Origin of the sequence: Leclercia barmai, assembly GCF_049312895.1 — a bacterium.
GTDB classification, from domain to species: domain Bacteria; phylum Pseudomonadota; class Gammaproteobacteria; order Enterobacterales; family Enterobacteriaceae; genus Enterobacter; species Enterobacter barmai.
In genome coordinates, this window is the sequence record NZ_JBMNWZ010000005.1 from 116,558 (window position 1) to 131,177 (window position 14,620).

Below are 14,620 nucleotides of genomic sequence, written 5' to 3' on the forward strand. Positions count from 1 at the left end.
TCCTTATTGATTATTTTGGTATCTGAAATGGATAACCGTAGCCGAGGGGGATGCCTCCCGCCACAGCGATACGTGTGATTTTCCGCCCTGCTCGCGCAGCCAGCGGGCGTAGAGCCCTTCCAGCACCGCGCTGAAGGCGTGGTTCCAGGCCATCTGCTTTGCCTCTTCCGGCGGCACCGGGAGCGCAGTGTGGCAGATGCGCAGCGCCGTGTCGCTGGCGTCGATATCAATATAGCCCCAGTTAAAGGCCGCGAGCCGGGCGTTGATCTGCCCTTCGAGCTCGCCCACCGTGTGCGCCAGCCCCAGCGGGAAGCGCTCGCCCAGCGAGTCGCCCATCTGCACGAGGAACGAGCGGCTCTGCGCCTCGCCGACGTTGGCCACCATACTCTCAATCATCACGTGGATCAGCGCAAACCAGCCCGACTGCGACTGTTGATGCTGGTAATACTGCAAAAGCTGTTGATCATTCATCACTTGTTCCCCAGAAGGTAGCGGAAGTAGATATTGGCGCTACTTTCGTTGTAATCACCGAAGGTGTCATACCCGATCTGCCCGCCGATGATCATATCTTTGTTCAGCTTGTAGTCCGTTGACGCGCGCAGGTTGTAGCCCAGACCGTTCTCGCTTTTGCCACTGTAAAACGCCTCTTTGGCAAAACCGCGTGAGACGTAATCTTCCAGCTGGCGCTGCATCGCGGAATCCGTCGGGAAGTACGGGCTCTCGTCCTGAGAGTAGGACTGATAACCAATCGACGCCCCTAACCCCAGCTTCCAGTTGTCGTATTTCTGGGTGTAATCCACCGGGAAGGAGACGCTGATGTAGTCCTGCGGGCTGAAGTAGCCCCCCTGCCCGTAGCTGAAGTAGCTCAGGTTTTTGTCGAAGTTCATGTAGTTCATGTTGATGCCAGCTTTCAGCTCGCGATCGGCGGCGTAGTAAGGGCGGAAATAGACCCCCGCTGAGCCGTTGACGCTGGTGTTGCTCGGCACGTTCTCCCCGACGTAGTCATACACGCCAACTCCGGCGTAGAAGCCCGCATCGGTATTGTCATAGCTCAACTGCGCGCTGCCGCCGTTTTTGGTGACCTGACCCCACTTCTTGCCGCTGTATTTGTCCTCAACGCCAACATAGGAGAGCAGGCTGTCCACCACCGCACGACGCTCGCCAGTAAGCACCAGCTTGAGGTAGTCCGTCAGCTGCGGCGACCACTGGATCCCACCGACAACGGTATTCAGATCCTGGCCCAGCGGCGTGGATCCGACATCAATTTTGTACTGATCTCCGGTGAGGGCCATCGCCACTTCCACACCCTGGGCGCTTTGCGACCCCTGGGACGGCACCTTGATCTTGTCGATATTCGGCAGCTCAGGCGGCGTGGTGGTGGAGGCGTTGTACAGCTCCTCGGCAACCCCACCCTGGATCAGCGCCCCGGTACCAAACCGGCGGCTGGATTCGTCGGACGAGGTGCCCGCATCGAGGCTGATCGGCGTGACGTTCACGTCCAGGCGGGAATCGCCGAATGGCACGGTGGACCACTGCAGCGGCGCCTTGATTTCGGTCAGCTTGCTGAGCCCCTCTTCACCGTCACGCGCGCGCAGGGCGGTTGAACCCCGGGCCCAGGTGGCGGTTTTATCCACCAGCATCTCCATCATGTTATCCACCTGGCGCAGCGTCCCGGCCTGAGCGGTTTCTACCGGCAGGTCGGTGCGCACGGTGCCCGGCGGCGCGGTCTGTGGATTACGCGCCAGCTGGGCCACCTGCCACGGCATCGCCTGGCCGTAGAGCGACGGGGAATCCGCCACCGCGCCGGTACTGGAGGTGCCGACAAACGGGTTGTCGGCTAAGGCCAGACCGCCCAGCATCGGGGCGGTTTCACCGCTGTTATCCTGCAGGCCGAGCAGCTTGCCGCGCGCGGTGCGCAGATAGCTCATCGCCTGCTGATGGTTGCCTTCGGCCTCGGAGACCCGGGCCAGCAGCAGCAGGCGTTCCGGCGTGCCGTCGTTGGTCAGCCCGGTGCTGAGCTGCTTCGCCTTATCGACGTTTTTGCTGGCAAGGGCCACGTCGATTGCCCCGGCGCGCGCATCCTGCTGCGGCGTATCGCGGGTCATCAGGTAGTCATAGACCACCCCCGCCTCTTTGTTCATCTTCCCGGACTGATAGACGCGCGCCATGGCAAACATCAGATCCGTGTTCTGCGGATCGTTCTGCATGGCGCGGATCAGCTTGTCGTAGGCCGCGGCGTAGTTGCCCTGGGTGCGCAGACGATCGGCCTCGTTGATCACGTAGCCGTTACGAATGCTCGCCAGCTGGGTTGGGGTACTGCGCGACTGCAGCTCCGGGTTGGCAAGCCAGGCCTGGGCTTCGCCGCCCAGTCCCGCCTGGTTGAGCACCGCCACCTGATCGGCATAATCCCCGGCGTTACCCTGCACGCCACGGCGCATGTTGTCGTGGACCACGCTCACCGCGGTGGTGACATCCCCGCTCTGGGCCAGCATCCGCGCCAGCTTGCCGGCATCCGCCGGGCTCTGCGGTGGACGCGCCGCCAGCGCTTTCAGGGTGTTGGCCGCCGCAGTGCGATCTCCCGACGCCAGATAGCGCTCGGCGACGTTCATCTGCAGGTTGTAGTTCACCCGCTGGGATAGCTCGCGCATATCGCTGTTCTGGCTGGAGGCCGGAATGCGCGACAGCAGCGTCTGCGACTGCTGCCAGGCGTTGTTTTCGCTGGCGAACAGCGCGGCGGCATAGAGTTCGCTGTTGCTGGCGTTCGGACGGAACGCCGGAGCCATGGCGTTGGCCGCCTCCGCGCTGCGTCCCTGCTTCTGCAGGAGACGGGCTAAATCCAGGCGCAGCCAGGGATCGGACGGATAGCGGGCCGTTCCCTGCTGCAACAGGGCGATGGCGCGCATCTGATCGCCGCTGGCCGCCGCCTGCTGAGCCTGACGACGCAGCGGATCGGTCGGATTGCCGCCGGAGACGCGCGGCTGGAGCCTCGCCTGCAGGCTGGCCGGCAGGGTCTGCAACATCGCCTGGGCTTCGGCGGTTTTATTCTGCTCGCGCAGGACGTAGTAGAGGTTTTCCCGGGCAGAGCCGTTGTTTGGCTGCTCGTTCAGCAGGCCGCGCAGGGTCTGTTCCGCCGAGGTGTAATCTTTGTTATGCCGCTGGACATCGGCGCGGAACAGCTTCGCCGCCGCCCCCTGCTCGCCGCTGCGCTGGGCCAGCGGTGCGCTCAGGGCCAGCGCCTGGCTGACGTTGCCCTGCTTGTAAGCCGCCTGCGCCTGCGCCAGCAGGCCGTAGAACTCGGCATCCTGCGCCTGCTGCTTGCGCTCCTCAGAGGCCGCGCCGCCGAGGCTTGCCGCACGGTTCAGGTACTGCGCCCCTGCGGCGTAGTCGCCCTTGCGCAGGGCAACGTAGCCCATCCCGGCCAGCGCGTCGGCATCTTCCGGGTTCGCTTTCAGCACCTGCTCAAACTGGCTGCGGGCGGTGTCGGTATTGCCGCTGTTCAGCGCCACATAGCCTTCGCCTTTTGCCGCTCCGCCGATGCTTTTACGGAAATAGTCCTGCACCGCGGTATCGGTGGGATGGCGTTGCAGATAGGTCTGGTAGTACGCTTCGTCGCCCGCCTGCGGCCCCAGCCACAGCAGGGCCTGACGCAAGGATTTATCCGCGTCCTGGCTGCCGCTCGCCAGATCCTGCAGGATGTTCATCCCTTCACGGCGGGTGTTCTCCTGATAGGTCAGCACTTTGCCCAGCGCAATTTTGACGTTGTTATCCTGCGGATACTGCACGCGCAGCTGACGCAGCTCGCTCACCGCCTGCGGATAGAGGGATTTGTCCCCGGCCATGGTCAGATAGTATTCCGGGGCCAGGCTCGGCGGCGGCTGGTTGCCGGTAAACAGGCTCTGCCAGGTTGCGAGCGCGGCAGGAATGTTGCCGCTGCGCGCCTGCTGACGGGCCAGCTCCAGCTGCCCGCGCGGCACCTGCTGCATCTGCTTTGCGTTATCCAGCGCCTGCAGATTTGCATCCTGCGGCGAGACCGCCGTTAAGCGCTCGCGCCACTGGGCCGCCCCCTTCACGTCACCGGCCTGCTGTGACCATAAGGCCATCAGGTACAGCGCCTGGGTGTTATTAGGGTCCACCATCAGCACTTTTTTCAGCGATTCCATCGCCAGGTTATCGTGAGACTTTTCGTGCCAGTAGTTCGCCTGGTCGAACAGGGCTTTCAGCGCCGGGTTATTGGCCGACTGCGCGGCATCCGCCGCCTGGGCACCCTGAATTCCCCCGAGCGCCAGCCCGCTGAACAGGCACAGCACAGGCAGATGTCTGGCGGTTTTGTTTTTATTTTCCATAGTGTTACCACCCTTACTCACGATCTGAATCCTGTGGGTTAAGACGTTTATGCGCGCGTTTTTTCAGTAACGAGTAGAGGCTCAGGCCAATAATCGTCGCAAACAGTAGGCCAAAGATTGCCAGCATGGCGGAGTGCTGCGTGGCATACCACACTACCATCATGTACCAGGGCATCTGGCCGCTCGGGAACTGCGGGCCGACGCGGAAGCTGCGCACGCCGTTTTCATCGGTGATGATCGCCGTGTCGCCCCTGATCCCGGCGTTAATGCGGGCGGAGTTCAGGTCGTTATGCAGACGTGAAAGCTGCTCGTCGTTGCTGCCAATCGCCATCACCACCAGCCGTTGCGGGTTCCACTGGGAGCGGAAGCTGACAAAGCCGCGCCAGGACTCGTTCGACGAGAAGTAGCGGTCGGCATCGACGGCGGTCGTGTTCCAGTTTCCTTCCAGCAGGTTCTGCACTCTGTCCAGCATCTTCGGCTCGCGCACGCCAAAGGTGTGCTCGTTGCTGATAAAGGGTGACTGGGCCAGCAGGGCGCGGTTGAAGGCGGTCTGATTCAGCGAAGAAACCGCCAGCACGTCGCTTTCACCGAGGCGCAGCAGGTTCGCTCCGCCAGACGGCAGACCGAACATCACGCGGTTGTTGTTCAGCGCGGTACCGGTGGCGTTACCGGAGCGGGCGGAGAGATCCAGCAGGGTGCTAATCTCGCTTTCGCTCGGGTTTTCCGGCAGAAGTAATACCGTCTGCGAGAAGTCCGCCAGGCGGGTAAACGGGAACGAAGCCCCCACGAAGTAAGAGAGATTCGGCAGCAGCGTGAAGTGGCGCGAATTGCTCAGATCGATGCTTGACTCTTCGTCGATACGGCTCTTGATGTTGTTATTGAGCAGTACGCTGCACGGCGCGTTCTCCTGGGTCTGGATGTTGAAATAGAGCTGCAGCTGGTTGTCGCCGTAAATCAGATACGGCTCCAGCGGCATAACAAAATTCTCCTGACGCGCATCGCCGCCGAGCTTGTGCCACAGCCCTTCCAGCAGCCCCTGTTTGTTGACCGGCAGGTTACGCAGGAAGGTGCCGTTGAAGGTCATCGACAGGTACGAGCGCTGCTCGTCGATCCAGCTTTCGGACGGGAAACGGTAGGCAATTTTCAGCGGAATGGTGTCGCCATCCCACATAAACAGATCCGGCGCGGCGCGGAACGCCAGGGTCAGCGGCTCGTGCCAGATGCCGGTCACCGTCAGGCTCTGATCTTTACGCATCAGCTCGCTCAGCAGCACCGGGCGGTCGGTGGCGATCCAGCGCGGCGCATCGTAAGGTTTGCTGACCGGGATGTTCTGGGCTTCCACCGGCAGGCTGGTGGTCTGGCCGTTGAACTGGCCGCGGGTCAGACGCCATGCCGCACTCCTGAGCTGTTGCTCGTTATTGCCTACTACCAGCAGCAGCTTGTAGATCGGATTGGCCGGGTTATCCACCACCTGCAGCATCGCTCCGTTCGAGGCGGGCAGGGTTAAGCCGCCAATCGACTCGCCCGGCTTGCCGAGCAGGATGCCGTTTTTCTCCGGCAGCTGGTCATGCAGGGCATCAAACGAAATCCCGCGATAGTCCGCTTCGATCCCCAGCCACGAGGCGATCAGCGCCGCCGCCCCCACCTGCTCCGGCAGGGTTTTGGCCGGGAAAGCGAAGGTCAGCGTGGTCGGCGTCATCTGCATTTCGTCGAGGAACGGACGCGGGAAATGGCTCAGATCCGCGCCAATGTTCAGCTGCTGCGCCTCCAGATCGAGCCGCGTGTTCGGCATGATGGTGACCTGGTAGCTGTCGGACAGATCCCGCTGGCACAGCAGCGCGTCGCCGTCGTTGATTTTGAAGCTGATGTTGTTGCGTGACACCACCATCGCCGCCGGAATGTCCAGCTGATAGTTGGACACGTTGCTGTCGGCTGAGCCCAGCGGCACCGTCCCCAGCGGCTGGCCGTTGAGCATCAGCTGCAGCGTGGTGTTGCGCGCCGCCATCGCCGGAGAGACCTTCAGGTTCAGCTCCAGCTGGGCGTTGGTGATCACCTGGTCCGCCGAGAGGGTAAAGTCGATCCCGCCCTGAAGCTGCCCACCGCTCAGCACCACGCCATTCGGCTGCCCCATCTGGGCGACGGTGATGCTGCTGGTAGTGCCGGGGGTGATCCCCATCGGCACCGGAGAAGCAGGCGCGGCATCGGGTGCCGGGGTCACAGGCACCGCATCCGGCATCGGGCTGGCAGGCTCTGCTGCCGCCTCAGCCGCAGACGGAGTCTGGAACGCGGGCAGCGTATCGGGAGCAGGCAGTGAAGCCGGCGCCGTGTCCGCAGCGGGCTGCGCCGCCTCCGTCACCGGGGGCGGGAGATCTGTCGGCAGCAGCGATTCCACGGTGGTCGGCTCTTCCGCCGTCACCGGCTGCGCCAGTACGCCAAACACAAAAAGCAACTGCAGGGCTTTGCGGGTCATCCCTTTCATACAGCGGTATCCTCGGTGGCGTTATTCCTGCGCCCTGCATCCTCATGGCGTTGACGACGCTTGTTACGACGGTCTTTCCAGGTCAGCCAGAACAGATCAAATACGCTGCGAATAATGATAAACAACGAGCGGAACGGGTTGTCCTGGCGTTTAGGCGGGTTGATCCACGCATCGGCGCGGGCCAGCACCACGCGCACCAGTTCGCGGCGGCGGTCCAGCGGGATCTCGTCAAACATCAGGCGAATGTACTGCTCATCGTGGGCAATCACATTCACCGGGATGCTGATCGCCCCCGACTGCAGCTGCAGCTCAATCTCTTCGATCTCGTCGGTAAGGTGGCGGTCATCCACCACCGCAATACGGCAGCCGCCCATGGATAAATCCAGGGTATGGCTGCGCGAGGAGATACCGCTGGCGTAGTGGATCACCACCGGCACGCTGGCATCAATACGGATGGTTTTACGCGTCTGGCGGGTTTCCCGCGCTACGGCGATGGCGGCCAGCAGGAAGATCAGGCTGTAGACGCCCCAGCCGACGTTAAGGGCGATAACCATCGGGTCGACGCTGAAGTAGTCATGGGCGACGGCGCGCACGATACCGGCGATCACCCCCGCCGCCAGCAGCACCGCGATAATCAGGTGCGGACGGACAATGCTGAAGTCGAAGTAGCCCACATCCAGCAGCGCGCCTTTATCGGTCACGTTGAACTTGCCGCGTTTCGGGAAGATCAGGGTGATTACCGTCGGCAGCACCAGGTGGAAGGCCAGCACCAGATCGTAAATCTCACCCCAGAAGCTGTAGCGGAAGCGCCCGTTGACCCGCGAGTTCACATAGATACAGAGGAACAGGTGCGGCAGCATATAGGCGAAAATCAGGCTCGCCGAGGAGTGGATAATGTTCAGGTTAAACAGCAGATAAGCCAGCGGCGCGGTAAGAAACGCCACGCGCGGCAGGGCAAACTGGAAAGACAGCATGGCGTTGAGATAGCACAGACGCTGCTGCCACTTCAGGCCCCGGCCCAGCAGCGGGTTATCGACGCGCAAAATCTGGGTCATGCCGCGCGCCCAGCGGGTACGCTGGATCACGTGCACCACCAGACGTTCCGTCGCCAGCCCTGCCGCCAGCGGAATATCCAGATAGGCCGACTTCCAGCCCAGGCGCTGCATCTTCAGCGCGGTGTGGGCATCTTCGGTGACGGTTTCTACCGCAAAGCCGCCAATCTCTTCCAGGGCGCTGCGGCGGATCACCGCGCAGGAGCCGCAGAAGAAGGTGGCGTTCCAGTTGTCGTTTCCGCGCTGGATCTGCCCGTAGAACAGCTGGCCTTCGTTAGGAATATCGCGGCCCGCAGAGAGGTTACGCTCGAACGGATCCGGCGAGTAGAAGTAGTGCGGCGTCTGCATCAGCGCCAGCTTCGGATCCTGCAGGAAGGCACCCACCGTCGCCTGCAGGAAGATACGCGTCGCCACGTGGTCGCAGTCAAAGACGCAGATCAGCTCGCCTTTGGTGAGCTTCATGGCGTGGTTGAGGTTGCCCGCTTTGGCGTGGGAGTTATCGTTACGCGTGATGTACCCTACCCCGACGTTGGCGGCAAACACCGCAAACTCGCTGCGCTTGCCGTCATCCAGCAGGTAGATCTTCAGTTTATCCGCCGGATAATCCAGGCACTGCGCCGCCAGCACGGTATCGCGCACCACGTCCAGGCTCTCGTTATACGACGGGATATAGATATCCACCGTCGGCCACTGGGCCATATCATCGGGCAGCGGGACAATCTTGCGCTGTAACGGAAAGAGGTTTTGCAGATAACTTAAAATAATGGTTATCCAGATATAGAGTTCGGCGAGAAATAACCCGATCCCCAGTATGGCCTCTATTTCGGAATTAAAATGCAGCGTCTGCGTGGCCCGAAACCAGATATATCGTGTGGACATTAACACCGCCACAATCATCATGATTACCGACACGCGGTGGTGTTTGCTAAAACCAAGCAGCATTAGCGCCCCGATGCTGATTAAGCCGAAGATATACTGCTTCTGGCTGTCCATCGGGGTAATAATAATAAGCACTGCAATAGGTGCTAAGACCAATAGCAGTAAATAAAACAGCGCCTTTTTCATAGGACGTCCTGGAAATTGTCGTCAGAAACTGGAGGTTCTCAGACTGGCGTGCACGGCGCCGTCACCGACCTGAATACCCAAAATAGCCGCGATACGCTTACTCACCAGCTCGATATCGAACGCCGCCGCCGAGGTGGCGCTGAAATCCAGTATCGACTGCTGTGAGGCATTGGCCTCAGGCACACTTTCATCCCGGTTGATCACACCAAGCAGGCGATCGCCGAGGCGTTGCTGTAAGAAGGCGGTGACGTCACGGCTGATATGGCGCCGGTTATCACTCTGGTTCACCAGGAAATAGTATCCGGCCTTGTTATCTGGCGGTGCGCCGCCGGTCAGCCGGTGGTTTTCAATGTGGGGCAGCAGCGACAGCGATGCGGTGTCGGCCAGCAGGGTCACGAGGTGCAAATCGGCCAGCGGGGAGATCGCCTTCAGCGCCGGGTTCGGCCCTGGCGGGAAGTCGGCCAGAATAACCAGCCCCGGGTAGCTCAGCAGAGAACTTAACCCGCGCGCGAGGAAATTGCTGTCGCTGGTGAGGTTGTGTTCAAAGATCAGGCGCTGCTCTTCCGTCACTTCGCCATAGGGCAGGACGAACATATTGTTGCCCGCCGTCAGCACCGACTGGCTCCAGTCTGCCGACTCATTGGCACGGGCAACGTAGCCGCGACCGTCGGACAACGGTACGCCAAAATGCAGACGCAGCGCGTTCTGTACATCGAAGTCAATGGCCAGAACTTTATTGCCGGAACGAGCCAGAGCATAAGCGAGGTTGGCCGTGACCGTGGTTTTCCCTACTCCGCCTTTTGGCGAGCAAATACACACTAACGGCATGAAGCGATTTTCTCCAGGAGCGGTTGTAACGGAAGATCTTTCACCGGATGGCTGGCGCGTTCGGACGTTTTGGTCGCGAACAACTGCTCAAAGCGCACCGGCTCCGCCGGTTTTGGCGCAGGGATGGCCTCAGCAATGGGCACCACGGGCGCAGGCGTTGCCCGCAGCTCAGCCTGCGGCACCAGGGTTGGCACCTCTTTCACCGGCGGTTGGCTTGCTGGCTCAGGCTTAAGCTGGTCAAAGAACGAAGGTGCAGCCGCGTTAAGCGGCGATTGCTCCCCTTTTTCTGCGCTAACGGCATTCATGCTTTGCATGATCGACGGCGCAGAACCCGCGGGCCCGGCCACAGGAGCTTTCGTCAGGCTGGCAAGGGCAACATCCAGTTCACCGGGTTTCACTGCCTGTGGAACAGGAACGGCGACGCTGCCGGCCTTCGCCAGCGCCGAATCATTATCCACACCTGCCAGCTGGTTGATGATCGCCCAGCCGCTGGCGGAAGCCTGCTTGTTTTGCGCAGACAAGTCCTTGAAATTGATGTCACCGGTGCGCGTTTTATCCTTGAAACGCTGCAAATCATCATAATTTTTCATGGCATTACTCGTGATTCACAAGTCAGTATTTTTTGTTTCCTGCATGACTTTGCCAGGGACAACAGTTTTATGGGAATACGAACATGTAAAGGGGATGAGTGATTAACAACCGTCATAAAGTACTTCCCTTTACGCGTGGTCATATTTGTTTAGTAAATGTTCTAATGCATATTACGTAGAGCTAATACTATGTACAAGCTTATCGACAGATCGCGTAATTTCTCCACTATCCGCCAGCAGAACCCATAACATAAAGATAAAATCTTGCTCTTCGTTATCCCTACAACAGATTAATCCAGCGAAAATATAACATGTGACGTTTAATATCGACAGGTAACTATAAACATGAGTTATGAAAAACAGGATATATCGGTGAGCGCTCCGGGTTAACCGGTGTTTGCGGGCAGGTTAAAAAGAGGGGCAATAAATTAATCCCGGCACAGGGCCCGGGATTGAAGAGGTTACTGAGCAGTCTGTCCGTATTTCGGCGAACGCGGGCCATATAACAAACCCCGCGGCCCTGGGCTAAACAGACGTGCGCTGGCGATGCGGGCAACGTCATAGGCTTTGTCCGTAGCCGAATGCGCAATCTGGGTAATCGCCGCGTTGATCACCATTCCCAGCAGGCCACCGTTGTTATTGGTCTGGCCTTCATTACTGGAAGCCGAGGCAGCGCCTGTCCACAGCTCTTTTCCGGTGCGCAAATCCACCAGACGCGCCGAGGCAATAACCCGCGTATCGCTGCTGATCACCTGGTAAGAGGTACCGTAGTCGGTGATGGTGATATACATCACCGCATCCGCGCCGAAGATATCGTGCAGCTTTTTCAGCGGGATCGCGCTGATGTCGTCAGGATGGGTCGCGCCGTTTTGTTTAAACGTCTCTTCCACCACTGCCACCGGGAACACATAGTAACCGGACTCGGCAAGCGGCTGGGTTACGTTGCTCAAAAAGCCGTGGTTCGCGTTGATGTCCGGCGACTTATTTACTGGCGGCAGCACCAGAATGCTGCGCGGTTTACTTTCTTTAAAAGCGGAATAATCGGCCGGGGGCGTCTTATTGGTTGTGCAACCCGTTACGACCAGCGTCAATGCCAGGGTCAGAAGAGCGGAGATTCCTTTCATTTTAGGTTCCGTTATTTTTTCGTGGTGAGGAAATCAATATAAGAAGCCGATTCCGGGTACTGTTTTTTCTCGGCGTTAAATTCGGCCATCGCCAGATCTCTGTTCCCGGTATTGCTGTAGAGCATCCCCAGTTGGGCATGCACGCCAGGCGGCACAGGTTTGCTGCTGGCCTGCGATGCCGTAATCAGTTTCTGCAGTGAGGCGATCTGCTCCTGCGGGCTGGTTTTACTGGTGTAGTAGTCATAAACAGTGTCCTGATAATCACCCCAGGTATAGATCTGCTGCGGTGATTTTGTTGCACACCCGGCCAGCAGCAGCATAGCTGCGCCGGAAAGCAGGCTTTTTATCTTTGCCATCATTAATTCCTTTTAATGTGTATTTGACGGGTCCCAGCTGCCGTTTTCAGTACCGGCAACCAGGTTATTTACCGCTTCGCGGATCGCGAGATCGAGAACTTTGCCGTTCAGCGTGGCGTCGTAGCTGGCCGTGCCGCCAAAGCCGAGCACTTCACGGTTAGACAGCGTGTATTCACCCGCTCCCTGGGATGAATAACCCACTTCGGAGGTGCTGACGTTAACCACGTTGAGAGCCACTTTCGCATACGCCACCTGCGACTTGCCGCGCCCCAGAATGCCAAACAGCGCCCTGTCGCCGGTCTCTTTGCGACCAAACTCCGTCACGTCGCCCGTGATGACGTACGACGCCCCTTTCAGCTGCTGACGCTTTCCGCTGATACCGGACTCGTTTTTGATCTCTTCCATATTTGCGCGATCCAGCACGTTGAAGCGGCCAGTTTGCTGCAAATGGGTGATCAAAATGGTTTTTGACTGATTACCCAGATGGTCGACGCCATCTGAAAAGATGCCATTCATGTAGCTGGAGCGGTTATCAAATTTCCCGACCGATATCGGGCTGCGCTGCCCCTGCCACGAGGTGTTATAAGTGGCAACTTTCGCCACTTCAACGGACCGGGAGGATTCCGTTGCGCAGCCTGTGAGTAATAACGCGCTTAGGCAGAGCGAAGTGGCAATAGATTTATTGACCATGATATTTAAATTTCCTTTTAGAAAAAATGGTGTTAGCACCATTCTCCTTATTGATATTATTCGAAGGTTTTTGGGATTTTTTAAGAGGTAATTAATTATAAATAAAACTTTGTTAAAACAGCATTAGCGATTCCATTATGACAGACAGCGATTCATTTTGTTCGTGTTTATATACTTTTCAGATTTTATCTTGCCTGCGTTTGATTAACGCAATAATCACCCTCCTGTCAGTAATCAAAAACCATCCAAATTACATATACAAATCTTACAAAAATGCACACCATGAATAATAAACATAAGATTTAAAAAAAATAAAAACAATCCTTATATACATTAGCGCGCTATGAAAAAAATTTACCCTATGTTAGGGTAATAATGTTAAGCTAATCGAAATGCCATATTTGATTTCTTTCAATAAACCTTGAGAATTAACCAATGAGCATCTGGCCTTTTTTAGAGGAAGAGTTAATACTTTACAGGGATACCTCTAACGCAATTAACGATTTGTTAGTTACCTATGAAGACGAATGTTTTAGCCTCATGCAACAAATCAAAGGTTCTTCATTTTTGGAAGCTCAAAGGCATTTTGACCGGCTTTATGAGATTAAGAATAAGCTATGTACCATTCAATATCAGTACGGGTTTAAGTTAAACGAAAAACTACAGAATTTGATACTTTATCTTAATTATGATGACATCGATTTTCGGCAGTTTATGTATATAAATATCTGCAATGGATTGTACTGGCCAGGTGTAAGCAAAATGGATACCTGACTTTCCCGGCTTTACAACGGTTATAAATCTTCAGGAGGCTATTTAAGCGCCCGACATTTTAGCTACCGCGCCTGTGTGTTTAATTATATTAGTGTTGTTAAAGAGCCTGTACCTGTATGACCAATTGCTATTCCCGCAGCCTGCGCCTGAACGACAACAGCCAGGCAGAAGCAACCGATACGTCGCTCATGGTCAGTCTGGGGCCAGGGAGACTGATGCTCCGGGCTGACGAGTAAAAAATCCCGACACAGTAGCCGGGATTATTGTTAATAATGGATTGATATTGAAGGACTAATAGATGCTAAAATATCTATAACATCGTCCGTAGTTGAGAACATATAATGAACGACTCCATCATGTATATTACCGTTTTGCTCATTAAACCATTCTAGATACTTAGATTTTTCAACGCGATAAAGTCCTGTAAGCATCATTCCTTTCTGCTCTTCCTGCATTTTCAATAGGTCACCTTCATCAGTCACTCGGAAGGAATAAATCCAATCGAACAGTACTTTAACTTTGCTGCCTTCAGCGTTATCCCCTGAAGACAAAATCAACTCAAGGGAACCTGAGGAATATCGCAAATCCTCTAGTTGACTATTATGAATAGAACCCTCAGCAAGCGGGATTTTAATCAATTTTTCAGACATATATGATTACTCATCATACCTAAATTTGATCCTATTCTTCCCTGATTGGATCTCCAATGTTGGACGCTCTTCGGCGCTACGCTCACGTACTATAACCGTTCACCCATCGGGTAGTTTACCGACCCTACCACTTGGTATGTCTTTAATTTTTGCTGGTGCCGACGGTGAAGCCGATGCAGCCGGTGCCCATCAGGCCGGACTTTTTGGTCTCTTTTTATCTCCAGTGCTGTTAAAGAGTCTGTACTTGCATGACCACCTGGTATTCCCACAGCCCCAGCCTGCGCCTGAACGGCAACTGCCTGGCAGAGGCGGGATTCTGCACCGACACGCCGGTCACGGCCAGCGTTACACAGGGAAGACTGGTGATCGAGCCGGCTAAGGGCTGACGCGTAAAAAGAAGATCCCGGCGCTAAGGCCGGGATCCTGACGACTATCCAATCAGTTCGTCTTTTGTTTGCATTAATATCTTTAAAAAATCGTCAACTGGGAATTTCATTTCTACAGTTTCGGGCAAGATTCGGCTATCTGAAAAAAATTCTATTTCGATAGAATCAACACCCTTATCTTTGTTCAACTGGCAAAGTATCTGTCCTCTATAGGATATTTCCGCAGTAAGTTCCTCGTAACGAGAATCACTAAAAAAGTCTACTTCAAATTCGTCACTCATTT

The 14,620-nt window shown here is 56.7% G+C and carries 12 protein-coding genes; 1 reads left to right on the forward strand and 11 read right to left on the reverse strand.

Going from position 1 to position 14,620, the window contains the following annotated elements; translation table 11 throughout:
• Positions 1-3 precede the first annotated feature (3 nt).
• The 10 genes from bcsD to ACOYA6_RS18135 all read right to left on the reverse strand — a co-directional run bounded on the left by bcsD (position 4) and on the right by ACOYA6_RS18135 (position 13,951).
• Positions 4-471 carry a cellulose biosynthesis protein BcsD gene (gene bcsD / locus ACOYA6_RS18090; RefSeq protein WP_039031732.1) on the reverse strand — a complete coding sequence of 156 codons (468 nt, stop codon included), beginning with the start codon at positions 469-471 and terminating at the stop codon, positions 4-6.
• The gene (locus tag ACOYA6_RS18095; protein ID WP_422655157.1) at positions 471-4,343 is read right to left on the reverse strand and encodes a cellulose biosynthesis protein BcsC; all 3,873 of its coding nucleotides are present in this window, start codon (positions 4,341-4,343) and stop codon (positions 471-473) included. The genes bcsD and ACOYA6_RS18095 overlap by 1 nt, the downstream gene beginning before the upstream one ends.
• Before the next feature lie 13 nt (positions 4,344-4,356).
• The gene (gene bcsB, locus ACOYA6_RS18100) at positions 4,357-6,822 is read right to left on the reverse strand and encodes a cellulose biosynthesis cyclic di-GMP-binding regulatory protein BcsB (protein WP_422655158.1); all 2,466 of its coding nucleotides are present in this window, start codon (positions 6,820-6,822) and stop codon (positions 4,357-4,359) included.
• Positions 6,819-8,939, reverse strand: a complete 2,121-nt coding sequence (gene bcsA, locus ACOYA6_RS18105) for a UDP-forming cellulose synthase catalytic subunit (RefSeq protein ID WP_052246239.1) — start codon at positions 8,937-8,939, stop codon at positions 6,819-6,821. The genes bcsB and bcsA overlap by 4 nt, the downstream gene beginning before the upstream one ends.
• A gap of 21 nt (positions 8,940-8,960) precedes the next feature.
• The gene (gene bcsQ, locus ACOYA6_RS18110; protein WP_039031729.1) at positions 8,961-9,767 is read right to left on the reverse strand and encodes a cellulose biosynthesis protein BcsQ; all 807 of its coding nucleotides are present in this window, start codon (positions 9,765-9,767) and stop codon (positions 8,961-8,963) included.
• A complete protein-coding gene (gene bcsO / locus ACOYA6_RS18115) occupies positions 9,758-10,357 on the reverse strand; it encodes a cellulose biosynthesis protein BcsO (protein WP_422655159.1) in 600 nt (199 codons plus the stop codon). The genes bcsQ and bcsO overlap by 10 nt, the downstream gene beginning before the upstream one ends.
• A gap of 461 nt (positions 10,358-10,818) precedes the next feature.
• Positions 10,819-11,481 (reverse strand): DUF799 domain-containing protein, encoded by a 663-nt coding sequence (locus ACOYA6_RS18120; RefSeq protein ID WP_422655160.1) that lies wholly within the window; start codon positions 11,479-11,481, stop codon positions 10,819-10,821.
• Between the two features lie 11 nt (positions 11,482-11,492).
• Positions 11,493-11,837 (reverse strand): DUF4810 domain-containing protein, encoded by a 345-nt coding sequence (locus ACOYA6_RS18125; protein ID WP_139563661.1) that lies wholly within the window; start codon positions 11,835-11,837, stop codon positions 11,493-11,495.
• 12 nt (positions 11,838-11,849) lie between these two features.
• Positions 11,850-12,527: a CsgG/HfaB family protein gene (locus tag ACOYA6_RS18130; RefSeq protein ID WP_422655161.1), complete on the reverse strand. Its 678-nt coding sequence runs from the start codon at positions 12,525-12,527 to the stop codon at positions 11,850-11,852.
• Positions 12,528-13,567: 1,040 nt separating this feature from the next.
• Positions 13,568-13,951 (reverse strand): hypothetical protein, encoded by a 384-nt coding sequence (locus ACOYA6_RS18135; RefSeq protein WP_422655162.1) that lies wholly within the window; start codon positions 13,949-13,951, stop codon positions 13,568-13,570.
• A 248-nt stretch (positions 13,952-14,199) separates the two neighbouring features.
• Here ACOYA6_RS18135 and ACOYA6_RS18140 point away from each other — a divergent pair, with 248 nt between their 5' ends.
• On the forward strand, positions 14,200-14,337 hold the full coding sequence (locus tag ACOYA6_RS18140) for a SymE family type I addiction module toxin (protein WP_422655163.1): 138 nt from the start codon (positions 14,200-14,202) through the stop codon (positions 14,335-14,337).
• 44 nt (positions 14,338-14,381) lie between these two features.
• On the opposite strand, the gene ACOYA6_RS18145 is transcribed toward ACOYA6_RS18140, so the two are convergent.
• On the reverse strand, positions 14,382-14,618 hold the full coding sequence (locus tag ACOYA6_RS18145; protein WP_422655164.1) for a hypothetical protein: 237 nt from the start codon (positions 14,616-14,618) through the stop codon (positions 14,382-14,384).
• Positions 14,619-14,620: the final 2 nt, after the last annotated feature.